This window comes from Arthrobacter sp. Soil_C_60, from assembly GCF_057656375.1.
This window is the reverse complement of record NZ_JBDGKM010000009.1, coordinates 153,207-177,283: the sequence shown is the minus strand read 5'-3', so window position 1 is coordinate 177,283 and position 24,077 is coordinate 153,207. Positions and strand designations below refer to the sequence as shown.

The 24,077-nt window shown below is 64.9% G+C and carries 27 protein-coding genes; 15 read left to right on the top strand and 12 right to left on the bottom strand.

All coding sequences use genetic code 11. The features are described from left to right. Positions 1 to 9: 9 nt before the first annotated feature. Together AC3A4M_RS17640 and AC3A4M_RS17635 are read right to left on the bottom strand one after the other, a co-directional pair. Entirely contained in the window at positions 10 to 678 is a 669-nt protein-coding gene (locus AC3A4M_RS17640; protein ID WP_498737325.1) for a response regulator, read from the bottom strand. Next, the gene (locus AC3A4M_RS17635) at positions 675 to 2,252 is read right to left on the bottom strand and encodes a sensor histidine kinase (RefSeq protein ID WP_498737377.1); all 1,578 of its coding nucleotides are present in this window, start codon (positions 2,250 to 2,252) and stop codon (positions 675 to 677) included. Before AC3A4M_RS17635 ends, AC3A4M_RS17640 begins: the two co-directional genes overlap by 4 nt. Before the next feature lie 235 nt (positions 2,253 to 2,487). Between AC3A4M_RS17635 and AC3A4M_RS17630 the strand changes: the two genes are divergently transcribed. From AC3A4M_RS17630 to AC3A4M_RS17615, 4 genes are read left to right on the top strand one after another with little or no spacing between them, the layout of a single operon-like run. Further along, positions 2,488 to 3,501 carry a Bug family tripartite tricarboxylate transporter substrate binding protein gene (locus AC3A4M_RS17630; protein ID WP_498737323.1) on the top strand — a complete coding sequence of 338 codons (1,014 nt, stop codon included), beginning with the start codon at positions 2,488 to 2,490 and terminating at the stop codon, positions 3,499 to 3,501. Next, a complete protein-coding gene (locus AC3A4M_RS17625; RefSeq protein ID WP_498732286.1) occupies positions 3,498 to 4,001 on the top strand; it encodes a tripartite tricarboxylate transporter TctB family protein in 504 nt (167 codons plus the stop codon). The genes AC3A4M_RS17630 and AC3A4M_RS17625 overlap by 4 nt, the downstream gene beginning before the upstream one ends. Continuing rightward, positions 4,002 to 5,714: a tripartite tricarboxylate transporter permease gene (locus AC3A4M_RS17620; protein WP_498737321.1), complete on the top strand. Its 1,713-nt coding sequence runs from the start codon at positions 4,002 to 4,004 to the stop codon at positions 5,712 to 5,714. Further along, positions 5,711 to 6,100 carry a universal stress protein gene (locus AC3A4M_RS17615; protein ID WP_498732284.1) on the top strand — a complete coding sequence of 130 codons (390 nt, stop codon included), beginning with the start codon at positions 5,711 to 5,713 and terminating at the stop codon, positions 6,098 to 6,100. The genes AC3A4M_RS17620 and AC3A4M_RS17615 overlap by 4 nt, the downstream gene beginning before the upstream one ends. An 86-nt stretch (positions 6,101 to 6,186) precedes the next feature. On the opposite strand, the gene AC3A4M_RS17610 is transcribed toward AC3A4M_RS17615, so the two are convergent. Beyond that, a complete protein-coding gene (locus AC3A4M_RS17610) occupies positions 6,187 to 6,435 on the bottom strand; it encodes an SCO4226 family nickel-binding protein (RefSeq protein ID WP_074700955.1) in 249 nt (82 codons plus the stop codon). Between the two features lie 433 nt (positions 6,436 to 6,868). Between AC3A4M_RS17610 and AC3A4M_RS17605 the strand changes: the two genes are divergently transcribed. Beyond that, a complete protein-coding gene (locus tag AC3A4M_RS17605; RefSeq protein WP_498737319.1) occupies positions 6,869 to 7,489 on the top strand; it encodes a TetR/AcrR family transcriptional regulator in 621 nt (206 codons plus the stop codon). Positions 7,490 to 7,504: 15 nt separating this feature from the next. On the opposite strand, the gene AC3A4M_RS17600 is transcribed toward AC3A4M_RS17605, so the two are convergent. Continuing rightward, entirely contained in the window at positions 7,505 to 8,464 is a 960-nt protein-coding gene (locus AC3A4M_RS17600) for a diacylglycerol/lipid kinase family protein (RefSeq protein ID WP_498737317.1), read from the bottom strand. 243 nt (positions 8,465 to 8,707) lie between these two features. Here AC3A4M_RS17600 and AC3A4M_RS17595 point away from each other — a divergent pair, with 243 nt between their 5' ends. Next, complete coding sequence (locus AC3A4M_RS17595; RefSeq protein WP_498737315.1) at positions 8,708 to 9,817, top strand: HNH endonuclease family protein; 1,110 nt, start codon at positions 8,708 to 8,710, stop codon at positions 9,815 to 9,817. Between the two features lie 53 nt (positions 9,818 to 9,870). Here AC3A4M_RS17595 and AC3A4M_RS17590 read toward each other — a convergent pair whose 3' ends face one another. Next, positions 9,871 to 10,170, bottom strand: coding sequence for an acylphosphatase (locus AC3A4M_RS17590; RefSeq protein WP_498737313.1), 300 nt, complete (start codon positions 10,168 to 10,170; stop codon positions 9,871 to 9,873). A 135-nt stretch (positions 10,171 to 10,305) separates the two neighbouring features. On the opposite strand from AC3A4M_RS17590, the gene AC3A4M_RS17585 reads away from it, so the two are divergent. Together AC3A4M_RS17585 and AC3A4M_RS17580 are read left to right on the top strand one after the other, a co-directional pair. Next, a complete protein-coding gene (locus tag AC3A4M_RS17585; RefSeq protein WP_498737311.1) occupies positions 10,306 to 11,223 on the top strand; it encodes an NAD(P)/FAD-dependent oxidoreductase in 918 nt (305 codons plus the stop codon). A gap of 13 nt (positions 11,224 to 11,236) precedes the next feature. Next, on the top strand, positions 11,237 to 12,265 hold the full coding sequence (locus tag AC3A4M_RS17580; RefSeq protein WP_498737310.1) for an NAD(P)H-dependent flavin oxidoreductase: 1,029 nt from the start codon (positions 11,237 to 11,239) through the stop codon (positions 12,263 to 12,265). Between the two features lie 28 nt (positions 12,266 to 12,293). On the opposite strand, the gene AC3A4M_RS17575 is transcribed toward AC3A4M_RS17580, so the two are convergent. Continuing rightward, positions 12,294 to 13,301, bottom strand: a complete 1,008-nt coding sequence (locus AC3A4M_RS17575) for an Lrp/AsnC family transcriptional regulator (protein WP_498737308.1) — start codon at positions 13,299 to 13,301, stop codon at positions 12,294 to 12,296. 125 nt (positions 13,302 to 13,426) lie between these two features. Between AC3A4M_RS17575 and AC3A4M_RS17570 the strand changes: the two genes are divergently transcribed. Continuing rightward, a complete protein-coding gene (locus AC3A4M_RS17570; protein ID WP_498737307.1) occupies positions 13,427 to 14,710 on the top strand; it encodes a M20 metallopeptidase family protein in 1,284 nt (427 codons plus the stop codon). A 43-nt stretch (positions 14,711 to 14,753) separates the two neighbouring features. Next, a complete protein-coding gene (locus AC3A4M_RS17565; protein WP_498737305.1) occupies positions 14,754 to 16,100 on the top strand; it encodes an MFS transporter in 1,347 nt (448 codons plus the stop codon). Positions 16,101 to 16,237: 137 nt separating this feature from the next. On the opposite strand, the gene AC3A4M_RS17560 is transcribed toward AC3A4M_RS17565, so the two are convergent. Next, positions 16,238 to 16,468, bottom strand: coding sequence for a hypothetical protein (locus tag AC3A4M_RS17560; RefSeq protein WP_169995843.1), 231 nt, complete (start codon positions 16,466 to 16,468; stop codon positions 16,238 to 16,240). A 389-nt stretch (positions 16,469 to 16,857) separates the two neighbouring features. Here AC3A4M_RS17560 and AC3A4M_RS17555 point away from each other — a divergent pair, with 389 nt between their 5' ends. Further along, complete coding sequence (locus AC3A4M_RS17555; RefSeq protein WP_498737303.1) at positions 16,858 to 17,208, top strand: DUF1801 domain-containing protein; 351 nt, start codon at positions 16,858 to 16,860, stop codon at positions 17,206 to 17,208. A gap of 21 nt (positions 17,209 to 17,229) precedes the next feature. Here the strand turns inward: AC3A4M_RS17555 and AC3A4M_RS17550 are convergent, their stop codons facing one another. Next, positions 17,230 to 17,607 carry a glyoxalase superfamily protein gene (locus tag AC3A4M_RS17550; RefSeq protein ID WP_498737302.1) on the bottom strand — a complete coding sequence of 126 codons (378 nt, stop codon included), beginning with the start codon at positions 17,605 to 17,607 and terminating at the stop codon, positions 17,230 to 17,232. Positions 17,608 to 17,616: 9 nt separating this feature from the next. Then, positions 17,617 to 17,862 carry a hypothetical protein gene (locus tag AC3A4M_RS17545; RefSeq protein WP_498737300.1) on the bottom strand — a complete coding sequence of 82 codons (246 nt, stop codon included), beginning with the start codon at positions 17,860 to 17,862 and terminating at the stop codon, positions 17,617 to 17,619. A 194-nt stretch (positions 17,863 to 18,056) separates the two neighbouring features. Between AC3A4M_RS17545 and AC3A4M_RS17540 the strand changes: the two genes are divergently transcribed. After that, positions 18,057 to 19,073: a magnesium and cobalt transport protein CorA gene (locus AC3A4M_RS17540; protein WP_498737298.1), complete on the top strand. Its 1,017-nt coding sequence runs from the start codon at positions 18,057 to 18,059 to the stop codon at positions 19,071 to 19,073. A 23-nt stretch (positions 19,074 to 19,096) separates the two neighbouring features. Here AC3A4M_RS17540 and AC3A4M_RS17535 read toward each other — a convergent pair whose 3' ends face one another. Both AC3A4M_RS17535 and AC3A4M_RS17530 read right to left on the bottom strand, forming a co-directional pair. Further along, complete coding sequence (locus AC3A4M_RS17535) at positions 19,097 to 19,423, bottom strand: GNAT family N-acetyltransferase (protein ID WP_498737296.1); 327 nt, start codon at positions 19,421 to 19,423, stop codon at positions 19,097 to 19,099. 155 nt (positions 19,424 to 19,578) lie between these two features. Continuing rightward, positions 19,579 to 20,901, bottom strand: a complete 1,323-nt coding sequence (locus AC3A4M_RS17530; protein WP_498737294.1) for a pyridoxal phosphate-dependent aminotransferase — start codon at positions 20,899 to 20,901, stop codon at positions 19,579 to 19,581. A 104-nt stretch (positions 20,902 to 21,005) separates the two neighbouring features. Between AC3A4M_RS17530 and AC3A4M_RS17525 the strand changes: the two genes are divergently transcribed. The 3 genes from AC3A4M_RS17525 to AC3A4M_RS17515 all read left to right on the top strand — a co-directional run bounded on the left by AC3A4M_RS17525 (position 21,006) and on the right by AC3A4M_RS17515 (position 23,005). Beyond that, positions 21,006 to 21,806 carry an SDR family oxidoreductase gene (locus AC3A4M_RS17525; RefSeq protein WP_498737293.1) on the top strand — a complete coding sequence of 267 codons (801 nt, stop codon included), beginning with the start codon at positions 21,006 to 21,008 and terminating at the stop codon, positions 21,804 to 21,806. Between the two features lie 56 nt (positions 21,807 to 21,862). Then, a complete protein-coding gene (locus AC3A4M_RS17520) occupies positions 21,863 to 22,357 on the top strand; it encodes a hypothetical protein (protein ID WP_498737291.1) in 495 nt (164 codons plus the stop codon). 411 nt (positions 22,358 to 22,768) lie between these two features. Continuing rightward, on the top strand, positions 22,769 to 23,005 hold the full coding sequence (locus AC3A4M_RS17515) for a hypothetical protein (protein WP_498732264.1): 237 nt from the start codon (positions 22,769 to 22,771) through the stop codon (positions 23,003 to 23,005). On the opposite strand, the gene AC3A4M_RS17510 is transcribed toward AC3A4M_RS17515, so the two are convergent. Then, positions 22,990 to 24,069 carry a YihY/virulence factor BrkB family protein gene (locus AC3A4M_RS17510; protein WP_498737289.1) on the bottom strand — a complete coding sequence of 360 codons (1,080 nt, stop codon included), beginning with the start codon at positions 24,067 to 24,069 and terminating at the stop codon, positions 22,990 to 22,992. The two genes, AC3A4M_RS17515 and AC3A4M_RS17510, sit on opposite strands and share 16 nt — an antisense overlap. Positions 24,070 to 24,077 lie beyond the last annotated feature (8 nt).

Below are 24,077 nucleotides of genomic sequence, written 5' to 3'. Positions count from 1 at the left end.
GTGTACTCTTCAGGACCGCCAGACGTAGCGGCGTTCGGGGCGGCCGACCCCGCCGTAGCGGAGCTGGACCTCCACGCGCCCGTCGTCGCTGAGATACTCGAGATAACGCCGGGCGCTGACCCGGGACGTGCCCAGCCGGTCCGCGGCTTCGCTGGCCGAAAGATCGGTTCCGGTGTCCCGCAGAAGCTGCTCGACCAGACGCAGGGTCTCGACGCTGCACCCCTTGGGCAGCGGCCGCTCGGTCCGGCTCACGCCGAAGACCCGGTTCACGTCCGACTGCTCGGCGGTGCTCTTGGACGAGGCGAGCGGGCGGTAGGCCTGCTGGTAGTGTTCGAGCCGTTCGCGCAGGTCCTCGTTGGAGAACGGCTTCATCAGGTAGTGCACAATGCCGCCACGCAGCGCCCGGCGCACGGTGTCTACCTCGCGGGCGGCGCTGATCACCAGCACGTCCAGCTCGGGTACCTCTTCGCGAAGCTGCTGCAGCAGGTCCAGGCCGCTGATGTCCGGCAGGTGGATGTCCAGCAGGACCAGATCGGGCTGGAGACGTTTGGCCTCCACAAGCGCCTGGGCGCCGGTGTGGGCTACGCCAACGACGGCGAATCCGGGCGTCTGCCGGACAAAACCGGCGTGCACCTTCGCGACCATGAAGTCGTCGTCGACAATAAGTACCTTGATCATGACTGTGGGCTCCGCTTTCCGAGGCGGGCGGTGAACACGGCGCCGCCGTCATTGTGGACGCTCACTTCGCCGTTCCGCCTCAGACATACTAGCCGGGTGAGCGCGAGACCGAAGCCGCGTCCGCCGTCGTTCTGTGAGGTTTTGGTGGTGAAACCCTGCGTGAAGATGTCCTCCAGCGACTGCACCGCCACGCCCGGGCCGGAGTCCTTCACCGTGACGATGACCTGATCGGCCTTGTCCTCGAGGAGGATCCGGACGCTAGCGGCGGGAGTTCCGGTGACTGCGTCGAGGGCGTTGTCCACCAAATTGCCGACGACGGTAGTCAGGTCCCTGGACAGCTCATCGTCCGCCCGTCCCAGGCCGGAACCTTCGGCCAGTTCCAGCGCAACATTGCGTTCGGCCGCGAGGCTGGCCTTGGCGATCAGGAGCGCTGCCACCGCCGGATCCTGGATGCGGCTGGTGACGTCATCGTAGAGCCGGGTGCGGCTGAGGCTGACCCCGTCGACAAAGTTGATCACTTCGTCATACTCGCCGAGCTGGATCAGGCCTGAGATGGTGTGCAGCTGGTTGGCGAACTCGTGGGTCTGGGCGCGCAGGGTATCCGTGGTGGTGCGGGTGGCGCCGAGTTCCTTCTCCAGCGAGGAGAGCTCGGTGCGGTCGCGCAGGGTGGTGACGGAACCGATTACCCTGCCGCGGGAGCGCATCGGCATGCGGTTGAAGACCACCACCCGCTCGCCGACCAGGACCAGCCGGTCCGCGTCCGCCTGGTCGCGGGTCAGCACCTCGCGAAGCTGCGGCATCAGATCCAGCTCGTCGAGGTTGCGGCCAACGCAGTCCAGCGGCAGGCCCAGCAGCCGGCGCGCGCTGTCATTGGTCAGCGTGATCCGCTGCTGCGGGTCCAGCGCGATGACTCCCTCTTTCACCCCGTGCAGCATGGCCTCGCGGTGCTCTACCAGCCCGGCGATCTCCTCCGGCTCCAGGCCCAGGGTCTGGCGTTTGACGCGGCGCGCCAGCAGCAGGGAACCGGCGGTGCCGAGGGCAAGCGAGACGCCCAGATAGGTCAGCAGGTTGGGGACGGCCTGGCCCAGGCGCTCCCAGGTGGAGGGGTATTCACGTCCGACGGCGGCAATTCCCACCGTTTGCCCGCGGTCGTCGAGCACCGGAACATGTGCCACCAATGATGTGGTGCCGTCCATATTGACCTCGCCGGTCCAAGACCGCCCGGAGAGGACGCTGCTCTCGCCCAGCGGCAGGAGTTCGCCCAACTGGGATGGATCGGGGGAGGTGATGATGGTGCGGTCCGGCTTGGCCAGAATGGCGAAAGTGGAACCGGAGACGGTCCGGACGGATTCGGCCACCGCCGGCAGCGCGGAGCCCAGCCGCGGCTCGGCGCCGGGGAGCAGCGAGCGCACGGCAGGCATCGCCGCGAGGGTTTCGGCGGCGGAGAGGGCCCGGCGTCCTTCGACGCGTTCAAAAGCCTGCGCGGATTGAGCCAGCGAGATGGCGATGACGCCGAGCAGCACGGCCAGCACTATCAGCAGCTGCAGGACCAGATACTGACCGGCCAGGGTGATGCGTCGGCGTCGTCTTGTTAGCCTGCCGGCGTGCTTGAGCACTGGGATCCTTTCCACCTGTGAACCGGTCCATGTCCCCGGTTGATCGGGTGAACTATACCCATTATCCAGCCCATTCCCGGCATGTGAGCGTGACCACAATGAACACAACTTTCTTTGAGAACACAAGCGTGACGGGCATCACGGTCGGCCATACCGTGGACTTATTCGTACTCCTGATGAGAAGAGGATTCCCATGCGTCGATTCAACGCATTCCGCCTGGCCGCCGTGGCGGCAGGCATTGCCCTGGCAGCCTCGGGCTGCGGTGTCACCGGTTCCAGCGGCGGCGAAGCTGCCGGCACCTCGGCGGCTGCCGAAGGCCCCGTCACCGACCTGCGCATCATGGTTCCCAACACGCCGGGCGGCGGTTACGACACCACTGCCCGCGTTGCCGCGAAGGTGATGGAGGAAACCGACATCGCCTCCAACATCGAGGTCTTCAACCTGGCCGGTGCCGGCGGCACCGTAGGCTTGGCCCGCACCGTCAACGAAGAAGGCAACGGCGACCTGGCCATGCTGATGGGCCTGGGCGTGGTGGGCGCCAGCTACACCAACGACTCCGAGTCCAAGCTGACCGCGACCACTCCGCTGGCCCGCCTGATCCAGGAGCCGGGCGCCATCATGGTCTCCAAGGATTCCCCCTACAAGACCATCGACGACTTGGTGAAGGCCTGGAAGGAAGACCCGTCCAAGGTCAGCGTCGGCGGCGGCTCCTCGCCGGGCGGCCCCGACCACCTGCTGCCGATGCAGCTGGCCCAGACCGTCGGCATTGACCCGAAGGACGTGAACTTCGTGTCCTACGACGGTGGCGGCGACCTGCTGCCGGCCATCCTGGGCAACAAGCTCGGCTTCGCCGCTTCCGGCGCCGGCGAGTACATCGACCAGATCAAGAGCGGCGAGATCCGCGTCCTGGCCACCAGCGGCGAAGAGCGCCTCGAGGGCGTCGACGCCCCCACCCTGCAGGAATCCAACATCGACCTGGTCTTCAGCAACTGGCGCGGCATCGTTGCCCCTCCGGGAGTCAGCGAAGAAGACAAGCAGAAGTGGATCGGCGCGCTGGAGAAGATGCACGGTACCCCCGAGTGGCAGCAGGCCCTCGAAACCAATGGCTGGACCGACGCTTTCGCCACCGGCGAAGAGTTCTCCACGTTCCTAAAGGAACAGGATGAGCGCGTGGCCAACGTCCTGACCGAACTGGGGCTTGCGTGAACAAGCTGGTTTCCCGGCTGAAAGGCCGCTCCGAGCTGGGCCTCGCTGCCCTGCTCGGGGCGGTCGGCGTGATCGTGATCCTCGACGCGCTGTCCCTGAACGTCCCGTATTCCCAGGCCGACCCGGTCGGCCCGAAGACCCTGCCGTACATCGTCGGGGCACTGCTGCTGGTCTGTGCCGTGTTGCTGGCCATCAACGTGCTGCGCGGCGGGCAGGGCGAAGCCGAGGGCGGCGAAGACGTGGACCTGACGCATCCCACCGACTGGCGTACCGTGGTGCCGCTGCTGGGCGCATTCGTGCTCAACATCCTCCTGATCGACACCGTCGGCTGGGTCATCTCCGGAACCCTCCTCTTTTGGGGCAGTGTCTGGGCGCTGGGCAGCCGCCGCTATATCCGTGACGGCATCATCTCCGTGGTCATGGCCCTGGGCACCTTCTACGGGTTCTACCTCGGTCTGGGCATCAAACTGCCGGCCGGGCTCTTGGAAGGAGTGCTCTAAATGGAGACATTCGACCTGCTGATGCAGGGATTCTCGACGGCGGCCACGCCGATTAACCTGCTGTACGCCTTCATCGGCGTGCTGCTGGGTACCGCGGTCGGCGTGCTGCCCGGCATCGGACCTGCCATGGCTGTGGCCCTGCTGCTGCCGGTCACCTACTCGCTGGAACCGACCAGCGCATTCATCATGTTCGCCGGCATCTACTACGGCGGTATGTACGGCGGCTCTACCACCTCGATCCTGCTGAACACCCCGGGCGAGTCCTCCACAGTCATCACCGCGATCGAAGGCCACAAGATGGCCAAGTCGGGCCGCGCAGCGCAGGCGCTGGCGACAGCAGCCATCGGCTCCTTCGTTGCCGGCACCATCGGCACCGCCCTGCTCGTGGCCTTCGCCCCGGTTGTGGTGGACTTCGCCGTCAGCCTCGGCGACCCTAGCTACCTGGCCATCATCGTCCTGGCTCTCATCGCCGTGACGGCCGTGCTCGGCGGTTCCAAGCTACGCGGTTTTTCCGCCCTCGGAATCGGTCTGGCCATCGGGCTGGTCGGGGCGGACCCGGTCACCGGGCAGCAGCGCCTCATCTTCGGCCAGCCGCTGCTGGTGGACGGGCTGGACATCGTGGTTGTCGCCGTCGCCATCTTCGCGGTCGGCGAAGCCCTTTGGATCGCCGCGCATCTGCGCCGCAAGCCGATGCAAACCATTCCGGTGGGCCGGCCCTGGATGGGCAAACAGGACTGGAAGCGGTCCTGGAAGCCCTGGCTGCGCGGTACCGCCTATGGTTTCCCGTTCGGCGCATTGCCGGCCGGCGGCGCCGAGATTCCCACGTTCCTCTCCTACGTCACGGAGAAGAAGCTCTCCAAGCACCCGGAGGAATTCGGCCACGGCGCGATCGAGGGCGTTGCCGGCCCCGAGGCTGCGAACAATGCCTCGGCCGCCGGTACCCTGACTCCGATGCTGGCCCTGGGCCTGCCGACCAACGCCACCGCGGCGGTCATGCTGGCTGCCTTCATCCAGTTCGGGATCCAGCCCGGGCCGCTGCTCTTCGACAGCGAGCCGCAGCTGGTGTGGGCACTGATCGCCAGCCTGTTCATCGGCAACACCCTGCTGCTGCTGATCAACCTGCCGCTGGCACCGGTCTGGGCCAAGCTGCTGCAGCTGCCGCGCCCCTACCTCTACGCCGGCATCCTGTTCTTCGCTACCCTGGGCGCCTACGCAGTCAACCTCCAGGCGTTCGACCTGGTGATCCTGCTGCTGCTCGGCCTGCTCGGCTTCGCCATGCGACGCTACGGTCTGCCGGTGCTGCCCCTGGTCATCGGGCTCATCCTCGGCCCGCGCGCCGAGGAGTCGCTGCGCACCTCGCTGCAGCTTAGCGCCGGAGACATCTCCGGGCTGTGGAGCGAGCCGGTCGCCGTCGTTACTTACATCATCGTGGCGCTGGTCCTGCTTGCACCGCTGGCACTGAAGATCATCCGCAAGCGCCGGCCGGATTCGGTCCTCCTCGGCAACGTCCCGCAGACTCCGGGTGAAACTGCTGCAACCGACGACGACGGCGGCGTGGCCAATGGTGAAGCCAATGTCGACAAGGACGCGGGCCAGCACAAGGACCAAGAAAATGTCCTGCCGGAGCACGACGGCAACAGCGGCGGCGGTCCGGCGGAACCCGCAGGACGCCACCGCTCCGACAAAATCGAAAATGAACGGGAGCGATCATGAGCATAGTGGTGGGCTACATCCCCACGCCGGAGGGCGAAGCCGCCCTGAACAGGGCAATCAGTGAAGCGGCCAGCGCGAAAGCGCCGCTGGTTGTGGTGAACTCGACCCGCGGGGATGTCTTCGTGGACCAGCGCTTTGTCCAGTCCGATGCTGCCCAAGCGCTGGACAGCCGGCTGGCGGCCGCCGGGGTGGAACACATCCTGCTTCAGCCCATGGGCGGGAACGATGCCGCGGACGAGGTGCTCGATGCGGCGGAAACGCATCGGGCGGACTTGATCGTAATCGGGCTGCGCAAGCGGACTCCGGTGGGCAAGCTGATCATGGGCAGCACCGCGCAAAGGATCCTGCTGCAGGCAGAGTGCCCGGTCCTCGCGGTAAAAGCGTAGGGCGCGCCGCCTGCCGCCAGAGGCAAATAAGCAGAGGAGTCGTTCCCCGTGGGGAAGCGGCTCCTCTGCTTATTTCTGCGCCGGCTTCAGACGACGAGCGGTACTGCGTGCACTTCATCGGCGGGATGGCCGGCGCGCTCGTGGATACGCTGGACGGCCTCGGCTGACGGTGCTTCGGAGAGGCAGTAGACAACCCCGCTCTCCGGATCGGCCCACGCCTTTTTGAATTCCACCTTCTCTTCATCCTGAATGGCAAGGTCCGCGTTATGGGCCTCCTTAAGGGCCTCTGCGGTGATGCCGACCATGTTGTGATGCACATCCATGAACTCGGGCATGACAACTTTCCTTTTCTGAGGACGTTGCCTTTTCTGGCTACGTCGAGCGACATTGCAATGGGCGGGTTGGAGCCCGGTTATTCCAGATGGCGGCCGATGGACCAGATAATCTGCGTCCTTATTCCAGCGCCGGCTGAAACGGATTGGATTCGGTTAGGACTTTCCCCGGAAGCCCTACTTACATGGTCCTCTTCCCGGCCGTGGCATGACAAGCATCAGGCCGCGCCGGAGGGCATGCTGGTCCACCGCGGCCCGGAACTCCCCGCGGGTTAAAGCAGAGAGCCCTCGGCAGAAGTTGGGGGTCTCTGCCGAGGGCTTACGCGCGGGGCGCCCGGTTGGGGGTTCGGGCGGCAAGCCGCGCGCTGCACGGTCAGTCTTTCATATTGCATGCCCGAAAGAAAGACAGGTCTGTCTACCGGCTACAATGTGTTCCATGACACTGCGGATCGAAGCTGATGGTCGTGCGGAAACCGGGGCACCCGCCGTCGTTCGCCTTGATCCAAAGGAACGGATCCTGGCTGCCGCCTACGAACTGTTTTCGCGGCGCGGCATTCGGGACGTCGGGGTTGATGAGCTGATCCGCGAATCCGGCGTGGCCAAGGCGACCTTCTACCGCCATTTCGCATCGAAGGACGATCTGGCGCTGGCGTTCCTGGAGCGCCGGGACCAGGTGTGGACCACGGGCTACGTCGTTGCCGAAGCCATGCGTAGAGCTGACACTGCGGAGCAACGGCTGCTGGCCGTTTTCGACGTCTTCGACGAGTGGTTTCAGCGCGAAGACTTTGAAGCCTGTTCCTTCGTCAACGTGCTGTTGGAAATGGGGGCCGGCCATCCGCTGGGCCAGGCCTGCGTTGAGTATCTGGGCAAGATCCGCAGCCAGCTGCGGCGGTGGGCCGATGAAGCTGGGCTGACTGATACGGAAGCGTTTTCCAACTCCTGGCACCTGTTGATGAAGGGCTCCATCATTCTGGCTGCCGAGGGGGACCGGCAGGCGGCCAGCCGGGCGCGGAAGATGGGCCTCCGGCTGCTCGAAGAGCACCGTCCCGCTGGCTGAGCCCGTCGGGGAAGCTTAGGGCTCCGGGCTGGTCAGGATGGCAGGATCCTTCTTGCCGTACGGCATCCGCACGCGCAGGGAGTTGGGCTCAACGCGCATGGCGATATGCGTCCCCTTGCCCAGATAGTCGCCGTCGATCTCAATATCCTGCGGCACCTGCGTCTCAATTACGGCTGACTTGCACTGGAAATACTCGATCGAAGGGTCCTTGCCCTTGCCGCGGCGGAGCAACCCGGCGACCACCCCAAGCCAGCCGAACGTCCCGTGCGGTGCCACGGTCATGATTTCCAAGAGACCGTCATCGATCTTGGCCCCAGGGAAGATCTCCAGGCCGCCCATGATCTTGCCGCAATTGCCGCCCATGACACTGCGCAGCCGGCGGCCGATCGGCTTTCCGCCGTCGATGGTGATCTTGGTGCGCTGCGGCTTGCCGGGAAGATTCCTGATTCCAGCGTCGACATAGGCCAGCCAGCCGACCTTGTCCTTGAGATCGTCGCGGGTATCGCCCATCATCGCCGCATCGAAGCCCAGGCCTGCCATGACCAGGAAAACGTGCGCCTCGATGGCGCGGTCGACTGTCACGTGGACGACGTCAAGACGGCGTTCCGTGCCGGTGATGGCGACCCGGATGGAGCCCTCGGGATCATCTACGTCAAGGTCGAGGTTGCGCGCCAGCAAGTTTCCGGTTCCCAAGGGCAGCAGCCCCAGCGGCGTATTCGTGCCGGAAAGTTCTTCGGCGACGCACCGGACCGTGCCGTCCCCACCGGCGGCGATCACCAGATCCACGCCTTCGTCCAGGGCCTGCTGGGCCATGCCGTGGCCCGGATCTTCCTTGGTGGTTTCCAGCCAGAGCGGCTCGTCCCACCCCTCGTCCGCACTGATTTTTGACACCAGGTCCCGAATGTCTACGGTTGTCGGCTTGATGGGATTAAGCACGACGGCGGCGCGTCGGGACGTGTGCGATGGCTCGGTCATGTGCGTCCTCAGGTCTTGTGCTGACAGTGCTTGATCTGAGTCTAATCGTGTGTTCGCCGTGCTGGGGCGGGCAGCGGCTGATTGGACCCGGACGGGGCTTGCCGAGCTGGTCCGGGCCGCGAGGAAGAGGCCGCGGTGCCCGCCAGTGCTGAGTCCCCGAAGATTGTCGGAACCGCGCGGTACTGTGTAGGAGAAGTCCGTTTGATCTGGGGGAAGAGTTCGTTGGGGGAGAAACAAGCGGCCGTGAGGCCACGTCGGCGGTTCATTGCCGCCGGTTTTCTGATCGTTGTACTGCTGGTTCTCTGGCTGATCGCCGGAACGTCGGCGGACGCGGAGGAAAGCAGTGGCCAAAGCAGCCCGGCGCCAAGCCAAACATCGGCAGCGGCGGTGCCGTCGTCGTCGTCGGTTGAATCACCGGCAGCACCGGGCCCGGCGCCGGCGGAGGCATCTGCTCCGGAGCCAAGCACCGAATCGGAACCGGTCGAGTCGCAGGACCGGCAGGAGCCTGGCTTCGCGGCACTCGCACTGCTGGAAACCCTGCCGATCAAGGGCCGCGCGCCGAAGACCGGGTATGACCGCGACGAATTCGGGCAGGCCTGGGCAGACGTGGACCGCAACGGCTGCGACACCCGGAACGATGTCCTGACGCGTGATCTCAGCGCGCCCACCTTCCGCAGTAACGAATCTTGCCGCGTGATCAGCGGCGTGCTGCAGGACCCGTACTCGGGGCGGACGGTGGAATTCACCCGCGGCCAGGAGACCAGCGCGCTGGTGCCCGTGGACCACGTGGTGGCGCTCAGCGATGCCTGGCAGAAGGGCGCGCAGCAGTTGACGCTTGAGCAGCGCACCTTGCTGGCGAACGATCCGCTGAACCTGTTGGCGACCACGCAGCGGATGAACAGCCAGAAGTCCGACGGCGACGCCGCCACCTGGTTGCCGCAGAACAAGTCCTTCCGGTGCGCGTACGTCTCCCGTCAGATCTCGGTCAAAGCTGCCTACTCGCTGTGGGTGACGATGGCAGAGCACGACGCAATGGAACGGATCCTGGCCGACTGCCCGGACGAAACTGCTGCCGGTTCAAATCTCATGGAGGGACCCCTTGCCCAGGCAGAGGCACCGGCGGCCAAGGCACCCGCCGCCGGTGCACCGGCACGGACGCCCGCACCGGAACCGGACAACGCCGTCCCGGGAGGGGCCGGCCCGCTGCCGTCGCCTGCACGCAGCGTGAACTGTTCGGACTTCGACAACCACGCCGAAGCCCAAACCTGGTTCGAGTACTACCACCCGACGCTGGGGGACGTCGGTGGGTTGGACGCCGACGGCGACCTGTTGGCCTGCGTGAGCCTGCCGTAAGCGTCAGCACTTTCAGCGCGCCACGCGCCCAACCGAAGTACTAGAGCATCTGGCTAACCGACTCCGAAGCGCATGAACTCTCCTGTCGCCCGTGAATACGTGGCGTCGATATTCCGGATTTGCCCGGGGCTGTTGCCCGAATCCAGCCGCGCCAGAAAATTCTCGACCGCTTCCTTCGGGCCCTCGGCGACGATCTTGACGGAGCCGTCCGGCTGGTTCATGGCGGCACCATGCAGGTCAAGCTGCTCAGCCTGTTCCCGCGCCCAATAGCGGAAGCCCACCCCTTGGACCTGCCCGCTCACAATGGCCAGAAGCCGGGTCCGGTTCCGTTGTACCTCGTCATCAATAGCCATGCTTCCAACGTAGCCAGACGGAGCCGGATGGTCGAGGGGTGGCCCGAAGAAGACCGGAACCGGCCGCCGGACAGAATGCTGTCCGATTCGCTCGAAACACTGTCAAGCCCGCGGCCGGAAAGGTAAAACTGGTCCATGACCTTTGCGCAGAAACAGGAGTACGACGTCGTCATCATCGGCGGTGGTGTCGCCGGCCTCAGTGCAGCGCTGGTGCTCGGCCGGGCGCGACGCAGGGTAGTCGTGGTGGATTCCGGCACTCCGCGCAACCAACTGGCCTCGCATGCCCACGGTTTTCTCACCCGGGATGGGACCACCCCAGCGGAGCTGCTCCGGCTGGCGCGCGATGAGGTCCGTGGTTATGGCGTTGACCTGATCGAAGGGACCGTCGTGGATGTCACGGAAGCCCGCGCCGCGATTCTCGACGACGGCAGCCAGGTCAGCGGGCGCCATCTCATTCTGGCCACGGGGCTGCGCGACGTACTCCCGGAGCTGGCAGGCGCCGACGAGCGCTGGGGCAAGGACCTACTGCAGTGTCCCTACTGCCATGGGTGGGAGGTCCGCGACCGCAAGCTCGGCGTGCTCGCCACCGGCGATACCTCCTTCGAGCAGGCCCTGCTGGTCCGCCAATGGTCGCCACAGGTCACGCTGTTCACGCATGTCGCGGGGGAGCCGGATGACGCCCAGCGACACCGGCTCGCTGCCCGGGACGTGGCGGTTGTACCGGGCGAGGTGAAGAAGCTGGTCGTTGAAGGCGATGCCCTGACCGCGCTTGAATTGGCGGACGGGCAGCGCGTTGACTGCCAGGCCCTGTTCGTTGAACCGGAAGCCGCGGTCGATTCCGCGATCGTATCGTCGTTGGGCTGTGGCCGCGCCGAGGATGGCTGCATTACCACCGACGGAATCGGCAAGACGGACATCGAGGGGGTCTGGGCGGTGGGCAACGCGAACGATCCGTCCGCCCAGCTCATCGCCGCCGCCGGAGATGCCTACCGGGTAGCCGTCTCGGTCAACGCCGAACTGGTGCGCGAAGATGTGGCGGCAGCCGGTGGTTAGGTAGTCTTCGGTTATGTGGACTCCAGCTGAACTTGAACTGCCCGTCGTCGCCGCTCCGATGGCAGGAGGGCCGTCCACCCCTGCCTTGGCCGCGGCAGTGAACGACGCCGGCGGGCTGGGTTTCCTGGCCGGGGCACTGAAGGCGCTGGGCAAGGTTACCGAGGAGATCGCGCACCTGCGCGCGCTGACGGACAGGCCGTTCGGCGTGAACCTCTTCGTGCCCGCGAACACAACAGGGGAACCGGCCGCCGAAGACGTCGACGCCGTCGAAGCCTACCGGCACCGGCTCGCCGAGTTCCTGGAGACCGCCGTCCCGGAGCCGGACTGGCAGGACACCGACGACTACGCCGGCAAACTGGAGCTGTTGGTTGAAGCGCGGCCGGCGGTCGTCTCGTTCACCTTCGGACTGCCGGACGAAGAAACCGTTGACAAACTGCACCGTGCCGACATTTCGGTGTGGGCCATGGTGACCGGCGCGCAGGACGCCCGCGCGGCCGAGGCACGCGGCTGCGACATACTGGTAGTCCAGTCCGCGGAAGCGGGCGGACACCGGTCGACGTTCACCGTTCGGGCCGAACCCAACGACCAGACGCTGGAAACGTTGCTGCCCGAGGTGCGTGCCGCCGTCGACCTTCCCCTGGTGGCGGCCGGCGGAATCAGCTCCCCGGCCCAGGCCGGACGGGCGCTGGAACTGGGGGCTGTGGCGGCGCAGGCCGGCACCGCGTTCCTGCGCACGCCGGAATCCGGCGCCGCCAAGTTCTACAAGGACGCCCTGATCGACGCCCGTTTCAGCTCAACCGCCCTCACCCGGGCCTTCTCCGGGCGGCTGGCCCGGGGGCTGGAGAATGACTTCATCCGCGGGTTCAGCAAGTACGCCCCGGCGGTCTACCCGCAGGTCAACCAGCTCACGCGTGCCGTCCGGGCTGCGGCCGCCGAGGCGCAGGATCCGCAACTGATGTCCTTGTGGGCCGGCGTCGGCTTTCCGGACGCGACGGCGGAACCGGCCGCGGACGTGGCGCGCCGGCTCGGCCGGGTGGCCTGAGCCGGTCGGTGTCCTAGCCAGCCCCCACTCAGACAGCCGGCGGGCGCGGCACCACCACTTCTCCCGTCGTCGTGGTGTCGGTGTTGAGCATCCAGCCCACCCGCTTGACGAACTTGACGGTCAGCGAACTCTCCACGATGCGCGCACCCGGCACGGCGGCGAGGAAAGCCGCCTCGATGTCGGTGACATTGGAGGCCGAGCGCAGCCACATAATGAACGTGAAGTTGCTGGTTCCGGTGGTGGAGGCGCACAGGCGCAGCTGCCCGATCTGCCGCAGCACGGCCGCGGCATGGAGCCGCTGGTCCGGCGGTACGTCCACAAACCACTGGCAGCTGACCGGGAAGCCGGAGTAATCCTGCGCCACCTCGCAGCGGAAGGCCAGCGTGCCGGATTCAAGCACCCGATTGAGCTGGCGGCGCGCGGTGACCGGGTGCAGTCCGGTAGCCTGCGCGATCTCCGTTGCGGTGGCGCGGCCGTTGCGGCTCAGCTCCTGGACAATAGGCCAGTATGACGACGGCGGCGGACCCGCGGAGGTGCCCGCCGGAGGCCGCTGGATTTTCCGGAAGCGGGCGCGCTGCTGCGTGCTGAGCGCGTCCAGCTCCCAGGAGTCGGCGCCGGTGTGCAGGGCGGTGCAGACTCCGCTTTGGTAGCGGACCAGACCGGGTATCTGTGCCAGTTGGGGCAGCACTGTACGCGTGAACGCCGCCCAACTTGGCGTCACCACTGTCAGGACAAGATCCCGGTTCCGGGCGGATTCTTCCAGCGAGACAACTTCCGGGATGGCGCACAGCGCATCCTCGACTTCCTGCCGCCGGCTCAACTCGCAGTCGGCGTCCACAAAACTGAGCGTCATTTCATCCGGATCGCCCAGCAAGTGCGCGGTGATCCAGGCCAGCCCGCCTGCCCGCAACCGCTGCCAATGTGCCGCCAGCGTGCCGGGGTGCCGGTCCAGGACAACTGCGGCGTCGGTCCAGCTGATCCGTGGAGCCAATTGCAGGAGATTGATGAGCGCTCTGTCGTCGTCGCTGAGATCCATGGGGTGAGGATGATCGTTTCTTGGGAATCGGACAGTCTCTATGTTGTTTTCTTGGATTCTAGCCCATTGTGAGTGCCGTCACTGAATAATGGTTGAAACGTCTTTTTTGCCAGGAGTTGGAACGCATGACCGTCACAGCGGATGCCCGGGAGCTGCAGGATGAAATTGTCCGGCTGCGTCACCGGCTGCACCAGGAGCCGGAGATCGGACTGGATCTGCCCCGCACGCAGGAGAAGGTGCTGGAAGCCCTCGATGGCCTGCCGTTGGAAATCCCCCTCGGCCAGGACACCACCTCAGTGACCGCGGTTCTTCGCGGCACCGCAGGCCTGGATCAGTCCGCCGCAAGGAACGGCGACGCCGCAGCCTCCGCCGCTGCCGGAAGTTCTGCTGCTGCAGACCGTCCCGTGGTGCTGTTGCGCGGCGACATGGATGGCCTGCCCGTTCAGGAAGCCACCGGCGTGGACTACAGCCCCCGCATCGACGGCGCCATGCATGCCTGCGGCCACGACCTGCACACCGCGATGCTCGCCGGTGCCGCCACCCTCCTCGCCGAGCGCCGGCACGAGCTGGCCGGCGACGTCGTGCTTATGTTCCAGCCGGGGGAAGAGGGCTGCGACGGCGCCGGCGTCATGATCCGCGAAGGCGTGCTGGACGCCGCCGGCAAACGTCCAGATGCAGCTTTCGGGATGCATGTGATGGCTGGCCTGGAGCCCAACGCCCGGTTCTTCACCAAGCCGGACATCCTGATGTCTGCCTCGGACGGGCTCTTCGTGACGGTGCACGGTGCAGGCGGACATGGCTCCGCCCCGCACAGCGCGAAGGACCCGGTCACCGCGGTCTCCGAAATGGTTACCGCCCTGCAGGTAATGATCACCCGCCAGTTCAACATGTTCGACCCGGTGGTGCTCACCGTCGGGTTGCTGCAGGCCGGCACCAAGCGGAATGTCATCCCGGAAAGTGCCCGTTTCGAGGCCACGGTGCGGACCTTCTCGGAGGCCTCGCGGGAGAAAATGATGACGGCGGTTCCGCAGCTGCTGGAGGGCATTGCCGCAGCGCACGGACTCGCCGTCACCGTGGACTACCAGCCTGAATACCCGCTGACCGTCACGGATGTGGACGAGACGCACAACGCCGAACGGATCATCACCTCACTCTTCGGCGACGAGCGGTACTCGCGGATGGCCCAGCCGCTGGGCGGTTCCGAGGATTTCTCCCGGGTGCTGACCGAGGTGCCGGGCAGCTTCATCTGCCTCTCGGCTGCCGCCCCCGGCGAAGACCACCGCACCGCCCCCTTCAACCACTCGCCGTTCGCCACCTTCGACGACAACGTACTGGCAGACGGGACCGCCCTTTACGCCGAGCTGGCGCTGACCCGGATCGCCGAGCTTGCCGCCGGCCGGACCCACTGACAAACCAAGAACCCTTCCCGAACGTCCTTCCCAGGAGCCACCCATGACAACGAACGCTGAAACCAACCCGGCCCATCCCGGGCACCCGGCCAAGCACCTGCCGCCGCAGCCGGTGGTCAGCGCGCGCCGGACCATCCTCGGCACCGGCGTCGGCAATGCCATCGAATGGTACGACTGGGCCGTCTACGCGACCTTCGCCCCGTTCTTCGCCGGCCAGCTCTTCAACAACGAGGACCCGGCCTCCGCCATACTGGCGACCCTGGCGATCTTCGCCGTGGGCTTCCTCGCCCGGCCGCTGGGCGGGTTCGTCTTCGGCTGGTTGGGAGACCGCATCGGCCGCAAGTACTCGATGACGCTGGCGGTGGCCTTGGCATCGGTGGGCAGCCTGCTGATCGGCATCGCTCCGACGTACGCGGCGATGGGCGCCCTCGCGTCCGTGACCCTGCTGGTCGCGAGGCTGATCCAGGGCCTGGCGCATGGCGGCGAGCTGCCGTCCTCGCAGACCTATCTATCCGAGATGGCGCCCAAGGAAAAGCGCGGTTTCTGGGCCACCCTGATCTACACCTCCGGCACCGTGGGCACCCTCTTCGGCATCCTGCTCGGTGCCGTGCTGACCCTTGTCCTCAGCAGCGAGCAGATGCTCGCCTGGGGCTGGCGCATCCCCTTCCTGCTGGGCGCAGTACTCGGTCTCTACGGCCTGGTCATGCGGACCCGGATGAAGGAAACCGACCTCTTCGAGCAGGAGACCACGCAGGAAAAGCGCGAGCCCATGTGGCCGCAGATCATCCGCTACCGCAAGCAGGCGCTGCAGGTCATCGGCCTGACCGTGGGCCTCACCGTTGTCTACTACACCTGGGGCATCGTGGCGCCGACCTACGCCTCGACCAGCCTGGGCATGGACCGCGGCGCAGCCTTGTGGTCCGGAGTCATCGCCAACATAGTGTTCCTGATCGCGCTGCCCATCTGGGGCAAGGTCTCCGACAAGATCGGCCGGAAACCAGTGCTGTGGATCAGCTCCCTCGGAGCGGCCACCATGCATTTCCCGATGACCTGGCTGCTGCAGGACTCACCGTGGCAGCTTGTGGTGTCCATGTCCGTCATGCTGGTCTTCATCGCGGCGAGCGCCGCCATTGTCCCGGCCGTCTACGCCGAACTGTTCCCCACCAGCATCCGCACCATCGGCGTCGGTGTGCCGTACTCCATCTGCGTGGCACTGTTCGGCGGTACCGCTCCGTACCTGAACAGTTGGCTGACCGCCAATGCCGGCCCCAACGCCTTCGCGTTCTACACGGTCACCCTGCTGCTGGTCAGTGTGGCGTTCATCTTCACCATTCCTGAGACCAAGGGCAAGGACCTGCGCGAGGAGCCGGTAGCGGTTCCGGCGCGCTAGGAGGTCGGGCAGGTCGTCGCCAAGCCGGCTGACTGCCCGTTGCCGCTGATACAAGTGCTGATACAACAAAGGTCCCGGTGGCTGGCTGCTTCAACAGCCGGCCACCGGGACCTTCTTCTACGGGGTGGAAGCCGCGCCTATGCGACCTCGGGAACCCGCCAAATTGAATAATCGGACTGACTGACCGTGCGGCGGTCGCCGCCGTCGTCCTCACGGATCCACACCAAGCCGACGCCGGGTGCGGTGCGGACTACTCGGCCGCGGTACTGAACGTCGTTTTCGATCCTCGCTTCAACGGCGTCGCCGCGGCGCAGCGCTCCAAGATTCCGGATCCGGGTCGGGGTGGCAGTGATTGTCGGTAGTGTCATAAGACCTCCTGTATCGATCCGTAAATAGGGCAGCAGCACCAGAGACCAGCAGCGTCACAAAGGACACCGGGCCCCGGCTAAGTGGGGGGTAGCGCAACAAGCTGGCAAACCGGCCGGTCTCGAGGAAAGCCGCGGCAAAGTGCGGGAATGACATTCACCGCAGAAACTCTGCCAGTACGAGGCTGTACTCACGGGACCGATTTGCAGTCTCAATATTTGACAACGAGGACCGGGCGGGTGTTATTCCCGCTGCTGCACTTTTTCTTTTCCTTTTCTTCGTCCGGCTGGATGCCCGTGTCCTTGACAGCTGCCGGCGCGGGTAAGAGTCTGTATCCGAACAGCCGGCACACGCCGGATCGCTCCGGGCACAGAACAGCGGGGACCCCAAAGTGGCGGACACCATCGACGAGTACATCGGCGCTTTGGATGAGGGACTGAAGGAAGCGGCGGCGAAAGCCAGGAGGGTCATCGATGCGGGCCTGCCGGAGTCGGAATCCCGGATGTGGCACGGTCACCCGGTGTGGTTCATGGACGGTGAACCAGTCGCGCTGCTTAAGGCCTACGCAAAGTACGTGACCTTCGGGCTCTGGAAGGGCCAGCAGGTCAAGGACCCGTCAGGCAAACTCGAGGCAGGATCCCGGCAGATGGCGTCCGTGAAGCTCGCCTCCGAACAATATGTGGACGAGCAACTGTTCGCGGACTGGCTCCGGCAGGCGCGGGAGCTGGAGAAAGAATCCTAGCCGTGTCCCGCCGTCGTACTCTTACGCCCTGTCCCGCGGCGGCATCTGCTGCAGCGCCCAGGTGTTGCCGTCCGGATCGCTGAAGTAGACGAAGTGGCCCCACGGCTGCACGTCTATATCGCTCGTCTCAACCCCGCGTCCGCGCAGTTCATCCCGGGCGGCTGCGGCGTCGTCGACCACGATCTGCAGCCCCTTCTGCGAGCCCGGGGCCATGTCCGTGATACCGGTTCCCATCACGATGGAGCAGGCCGATCCCTTCGGCGTGAGCTGGACGAAACGCAGGTCATCACTGACCCGGTGGTCGTGGTCGGCGTTGAAACCGACCTGGTCAACGTAGAACTTCTTTGCCCGGTCAACGTCGCTGACGGGTACGGCAACTAGCTCAAGTTTCCAGTCCATGGGACAACGCTAGACCGCCAGCTCGCGCTCCGGAAGACCGGGACCGTCTTCATCCGCGCCGCACAGCCAAACTTCGTACCCTTCGGCCTTCTCGAAGAGCTGCCTGGGATGCGCCCCGTCATTTGCCACCCAGAGGACTTCGGCCTTGAGCGAGACCGCATCCACCCTGCCGGTACGGACCGTAGAGCCGCGCAGGCGGACTTCCACAAGGGTCCCCGGGAGCAGGTCCCAATCTTCAATGCGGGTTGAATCCATTGTTGCCTCCGTGCCGGTTGGACGTGTTGCCGTTCCAACCATCGCTGAGCGGACCGGCGCGGCGCCATGGGCAGGAGCAGGAATTCATCCGGAGTTTACCTATTGCCTAATGTCTTGGCCCGGGCGCCGACGCGGTAGATTGGCATGGTTCCAGCCGCCATGCGGCGACAAGGCACCTGAAGAAGGGACAGCGGATGTCACTGGTGGACAACGCGGTATATGTGGACGGCCACCGCACGGCGAGTCCGGAAAGCCTGGACGAGACATTCGAGCTGCTGCGCGAGCACCAGGGCATGGCCTGGATCGGCCTGTACCGGCCCAACGCCGAGGATGTCCGCACCGTTGCCCGCGAGTTCGACCTGCACGAGCTGTCCGTGGAGGACGCGCTGTCCGGGCATCAGCGCGCCAAGCTGGAACGCTACGGGACCACCCTCTTTATGGTGCTCCGCCCGGCCCGCTACCTCGACGACGTGGAGAAGGTGGAGTTCGGCGAGCTGCACATCTTCGTGGGTCCGGACTTTGTCGTCACCGTCCGCCATGCCGAATCACCGGGACTGGCCAAAGTACGACGGCGGATGGAAGCCAGCCCCGAACTTCTCGCCAAAGGAACCCAGGCAGTTTTGTATGCGATCCTGGACCAGGTTGTGGATGAATACGCGCCGGTGGTGGCCGGCCTGGAAAACGACATTGACGAAATCGAAGACGACCTCTTCGGCGGAAACCCGGATGTTTCACGGCGGATCTATGAACTGCACCGAGAAGTCATCGAATTCCAGCGGGCCACCCAGCCGCTGGACCAGATGCTCGGGTCGCTGGAGCGCGGGTCGGACAAATACGACGTGGAACTCGAACTGCAGCAGCGGCTGCGTGACGTCCATGACCACGTCATCCGCGTGGTGGACCGCGTCAACGCCTTCCGTGCCCTGCTCCAGAATGCCCTGAGCGTTCATTCCACGCTCGTGGCGCAGCGGCAAAACGAGGAGATGACCCGACTGACCGAGACCAGCCTCGCCCAGAACGAGGAGGTCAAGCGAATCTCCTCTTGGGCCGCCATCCTGTTCGCCCCGACCTTGGTGGGTGCCGTCTACGGCATGAACTTTGACTACATGCCCGAACTGGCATGGGTCTTCGGCTATCCATTCGCGCTGGCGCTCATGGCGGGTATCGGCGTCGGGCTTTATATTGTGTTCAAGCGTTTGAAGTGGCTCTGAACTCCCGGCCGTCGCCGGATAGGCTACGCCGTGGCCGCGCCTGCGGGACCGATTTTGAAGCTGCCTAGCTGCGCCGGCGGCACCAGTGGGAGGTACTGGGGATTGCCGGCAAGGAACTTGCGCACTTCGGGACAGTACGGGAGGACGCCCAGGCGTCGATGGTGCGCGTCATCCAGCACACTGCGGATAAGTTCGGTCTCGAAGTCTTTGCCCTGGTACCGCGGCATGATCGTTGTCGCCAGGAACCAGATCTCGCTGCCCTCCATGCGGTACCTGAGGTAGCCGGCCACCACGCCGTTGTCATAGATGTCGAACTGGGACGCGGCGGGATTATGACGGACAACGGGCATCATTGCCTCCAGGAGTAGAGGTTGGGGGCCTGTACAAGACTGCTGCGCACATTTCCCCCAAGGCACTATTGGGTGTGAGCCGAAGCCTACCAGTTGCATCTTGGGGAAAGTGCGGGTGCCCGGTTGCCTCCTGGAAAGTCCGCCGCGTCCAGCTGTTACGCCGGGCGTTTGGCGGCGGGCGCCTCCGCCTGGGCCTCCGCCTGCGCTTGGGCCATGGCTGTCAGCGACAGCTGTGCCGTAGCGGTCTGCGCAGCGGCAGCCGCCTTCTTGCGGTAGAGGGCCAGGAACGAGGAAATGCGGCGCACCGCTTCTTCGATTTCATTCACCGAGGGCAGGATGACGAACCGGAAATGGTCCGGGGTTGGCCAGTGGAAGGCGGTCCCGTGCGAGACCAGGATCTTCTGTTCCTCCAGCAGGTCCAGAACGAACTGTTCATCGCTGCCGAAGGGGTAGATCTCCGGATCCAGCTTCGGGAACAGGTACATCGCACCGGCGGCGGGAACGCAGCTCACGCCGGGTATCGCGTTGAGCAGCTCGCAGGCCCGGTCCCGCTGCTCACGCAGCCGCCCGCCGGTCCGCACCAGATCGTTAATGCTTTGGTAGCCGCCGAGTGAAGTCTGGATGGCGTGCTGGGCGGGAACGTTGGCGCACAACCGCAGCGAGGCCAGCAGTTCCAGCGACTCGCGGTACGCGGCAGTGGCGGCGCGCGGCCCGGTGATGGCCACCCAGCCGGCACGGTAGCCAGGCATCCGGTACGCCTTGGACAGGCCGCTGAAGGTCAGGACGGCAACGTCGTCGGCCACCGAAGCGGTGTGGATGTGGACCGCGTCTTCGTAGGTGATCTTTTCGTAGATCTCGTCCGAGAAAAGCACCAGGTCGTACTTCCGCGCCAGCTCGACGAACTGTTCCATGATGTGCTGCGGGTAGACGGCACCCGTGGGGTTGTTCGGATTGATGATGACGATGCCGCGCGTGCGCTCCGTGATCTTCGCTTCCAAATCCGCCATATCCGGCCACCAGTTGTTGTCCTCATCGCAGAGGTAGTGGACGGCCTCGCCGCCGCTGAGAGTGACCGACGCCGTCCAGAGCGGGTAGTCCGGGGCCGGAATGAGGATCTCATCCCCGTTTTCCAGGAAGGCCTGCAACGTCATGGAGATCAATTCGCTGACGCCGTTGCCGATGAAGATATCCTCGACGCCGATCTGCATCAGGCCCTTGGTCTGGTAGTACTGCGAAATGGCCGTGCGGGCGGAAAAGATGCCCTTGGAATCGCTGTAGCCCTGGGCCTCGCGCAAATGGTGGATCATGTCCACGACAATCGACTCCGGCGCTTCCAGCCCGAACGGCGCAGGGTCACCCAGGTTCATACGCAGAATACGCTGACCTTCGGCTTCCATCTTCTTGGCCGCATGCAGGATGGGCCCGCGCAATTCATACCGGACGTTCTGGAGCTTGCTGGAGTGTTGCATTGGACGCATAGTCCATGTTTTCATATCGCGCGCCAACGTCCTATGATCTGCGCCACCTGGCCATTTCCACCCAAGGGGTAGTGGCTTCCTGAAGGCATAGTAACAATGGGCGTATGAGCGAGTTCAAACCCAGAACAGCAATCGTGACCGGTTCGGATTCAGGCATCGGGCGCGCAACCGCCGTCGCACTCGCCGAAGCCGGCATGGACATCGGCGTCACCTGGCACCTGGACGAAGCTGGCGCAGAGGACACCGCTGCGGAGGTCCGCGGCTGCGGACGGCGTGCCACCGTCGCCCGGCTGGATGCCACCGAATTGCCTGGTTGCGGCGACGTCGTCGATAGTCTTGCGGAGGAGATAGGCGGGCTCGACGTCTTCGTCAACAACGCGGGTACCGGAGCCAGCGAAGCGTTCCTGGAAACCAGCTACGAGACGTGGCGCCAGGTAGTGTCCACCGATCTCGACGGCGCGTTCGTCTGCATGCAGCGGGCGGCGCGGCGCATGGTTGCGGCTGGAAATGGCGGGCGGATCATCGCCGTAACCAGTGTGCATGAACACCAGCCGCGCGTAGGGTCCTCTGCGTACGACGCCGCCAAACACGGCCTGGGCGGGCTGATAAAAACCATGGCGCTGGAGCTGGGCGAGCACCGCATCACCGCGAATGCCGTTGCACCGGGCGAGATCGCTACGCCCATGACGGGGCAGACCGACGAAGACCCCCGAACGAAGGACCGGCCGGGCATCCCGTTGGGCAGGCCGGGGGACGCCCGGGAAGTGGCGGCCGTGATCGCGTTCCTCGCTTCGCAGGAAGCCAGCTACGTCACGGGGGCCTCCTGGTCGGTCGACGGCGGCATGCTGCAGATGGGGCCGCAGGCCGGCTCGCATATCACCAGTGGAGAATGGCGGAAAGGCTGACGCGGGATTCGTCCGCGTTCAGATGTGCTCCCTGAAAGGCCCTCGCGGAAGCGGCCGTGGAGGTTATGATCAACCGGCAATCAGCGGTGGGACGGCTTGTCGGCAGCTGGGAGATTCTGCCGCCGGCCAACCTGGGGGAACTGCTGGCTTCGATCGATCCGGATTCACTCGATGACGACGATGCCATTGAATTCCTCAAGGCTTCCGCGAGGCATCGCGCCTGGACGGACTCCCTGCAGTCGGCTGCCCTTAGCCGCTTTGCAAAACTGAGGCCGCAGCTTGATGGCCCCGGGCAGGAAGGCATTTCCAAATTCGCCGCGGGGAAAATTGCGGCCTCTGTGGCGATGCAGAACCAGTCGGCCCGCAAAGCGCCCAAGGAAGCCAATTTCATTCATGATTTCCTGCCCGGCACGGCAGATGCCATGCAGTCCGGCCAGCTGGATCAGCAGCGGGCCACGGTGATTTCGCGCGCTGCAACCAGTCTGCCCGGCGCGGTGCTGGCCGGTCCACGATCTTCGCCAAATTGCGGAGCAGGAACCGCAACAGCCTGATCCCGAGGACCCGTTTCAACCGGCCAATCTGGTCCCGCTGACGCAACTCCCCCAGCTGTCCCGTGAGGAAGCGCACCCGCCGCTCTTTTGATACCGATGCCGCTTTCCTGGACGGCAAAAATCCGGCTGGGAAAGACCGCCGTCCGCGGACACATTGTTATTCCGCCGTTACCGGTCCGGGGCTCCGGGCCCGGGACGGACCGGAGGTGCTGATACAAGCTTTCATTGAAATTCCCGCCCGCAGCGGGCGATGCGCCTCAAGGGGGCAGGTGCGGGCACGGAGCCTAAATGTTTCTGTTGGGTAGGTCAACCCACGCCCGGAATCATTGTGGAGTTCTTCTGCTTCTGCTACTTTCTAAATTCAGGTTAAGCAACAGCCTGTGGCTCTCTTGAAAATTATTGGAGTGAACCATGGCCCCGAAGCGCCTCCTTCCCCCAGAGGAAGGCTTTCCGCAGGACCTCAGCAAAGTACCGGATACAGAGTTGGAAATCCTCAACAGCCGTATTCTGCGCCAAGTGGAGCGGGAATACCTGCAGCTGGGATTACCGGATCCGGAAACCGAATTCCGTAGCGAAGAACTCCGGGTCGAGCTTGATGCCCGTGACGCCAAGGACTCGGTATCGGACGAAGTTCAGCCCTCCCTGTAATTAGTATGTGAATGGATATGCCGTAGTTCGCGGCCGTCGTTGACCAGCTCGAGATCCTTATCGCGGAGCTTCAGCGTCTGGCGGGTATCGCGCGGAGGCAGGCGCAGCGTCTCCTCCGCTTCGATACCAGCCTGCAACTGGCGGCCGCGTTCTATTTCGGCGTCGAGTTCGGCGCCGAAGAGCAGAACCACGTTCATGATCCAGATCCACAGCAGCAGTACGATCACGCCGCCGATGGTGCCGTAGGTGGCGTTGTAGTTGCCGAAGTTCGAGACGTAGAAACCAAATCCGGCGGTCGCCGCGGCCATGACCAGGATGGCGACGAAGGCGCCGATGCTGATCCAGCGGAATTTGGGTTGCTGCACATTCGGCGTGGCGTAGTACAACAGAGCGATCATGACCACCAACAGCAGCACCATCAGCGGCCACTTGGCAATGTTCCAGGTAAGGAGCGCTGTTTCGCCGAGCCCGATCATGCTGCCGATGGTTTCGGCCACCTGGCCGGAGAGCAGGAAGAACAGCATCATCAGGACCACCGCAATGACCAGCGAGAGCGTTATACCCAGCATGATCGGGTAGAGCTTCCAGATCGGCCGGCCCTCAGGCACTTCGTAAATATTGTTCATAGCCCGGCCGAAGGAGCGCACATAGCCGGACGCGGTCCAGATGGCACCGATGACACCAACGGCCAACGTCAGCCCGGCCGCCGTGGACGTGGTGAGTTGGTTGATGGGCCCTTCGATAAGTCCGACGGCGTTTTCCGGTGCACCCAGCCTTTCCAACATCTCAATGATGGCCCGGGTTGTGGCTTCCCCTTGGCCGACGACGCCGAGAAGGGAGACGACGGCGAGCAGCCCGGGGAAGACCGACAAGACGGCAAAGTAGGTCATGGCCGCGGCCAGATCCGTGCAGCGGTCCGAGCTGAACTCACGGATGGTGCGCTTGACGATGTAGCCCCAGGCGGGTTTGGTCAGGTCCGTGGGGGAATCGGGCTTGCGGTCGCTGTCCGGCGGCGGGAACTTGCGGCCGTCCCGGGGACTTCCTGTGCTGCTCGCTGCGGTCATGATCACCT